The 985-nt window shown below is 49.1% G+C and carries 1 protein-coding gene; it reads left to right on the forward strand.

What is annotated here, in order from left to right; genetic code table 11:
• A partial coding sequence (locus tag ACOSVQ_RS20625; RefSeq protein ID WP_491984301.1) for a replication initiation factor domain-containing protein occupies positions 1–985 on the forward strand: 985 nt, incomplete at both ends.

Here is a 985-nt window from a genome sequence, read left to right on the forward strand (position 1 = left end):
CGATGTGAAGAAAAAGTCACGCCGTAACACTTTAATGATAAATCCCATAGCGCGCTTTTTCCCGCAAGAGCCTGTCTTCAATACCGATTTTCGTGCGCACAGCGCCGAAGACATTGAGGCTTATCGTGACTTCTTCCGAATTCAGTACACGGAATATTTGGATCGCTGTTTGAAATTGTTCGTCACTCATGTGCTCGGTTTAACCTTGAATGCACCTCGTGGATTTGGTTTCCAGTTCTACACCGAGTCGATGAAACTCACGACCGCAGACGGCGAAGACTTTTGCGGCTTTGTGGGGATTGGCGGAAATCAAGATTCAGTTCACTTTCAGATAAACGGTACGGGCTGCAAGCACGTGTTTGCCAAGTTGCAAGCGTGGGAGCTGCACGGTTGGTTATCCAATGTGTTAGGCGTTCAACAATTGGCGCGTCTGGATTTGGCTTACGACGACTATCACGGTTTGTTTGATTGTGAGTACGCCTTAAAAGCCGCTTACGAAGATGCGTTTCGTACTGCCTCACGCGGCATTTCTCCGACCGTGAATGAAAACCACAAATACCGCTTTGGTGACAACGGCGCGAAACACTATAGCCAAGAAATGGTCACCGTTGGCTCACGAACGTCCCGCATTTACTGGCGTATCTACAACAAGGCACTTGAGCAGAATCTCGCGCAAAACGGTATGGTCTGGTATCGCACCGAGTGTGAACTGAAAAAATGGGACATCGATGCCCTATTAAATCCTGATGGCGCGTTTGCCGCTTTGAATGCCTTTAGTGCGTCTATAAGTAGCGCTCCTGCCTTTAATACCAAGCCTCGCCCTGAAAAGCGTGTGGCGTGTGATGTGTTAACGGCGGCGTATTGGATGCGCCGTCAGTACGGAAAAATCCTCAATGCGCTGATCGAAGAATTCGACGGCGATATTCCCAAGGTCATTGGATTGTTGCAACGGGATGGACGCAAGTTCAGTTTCCCCGATACCTAC

The sequence above is a fragment of the Vibrio sp. HM8-C genome, assembly GCF_058630515.1.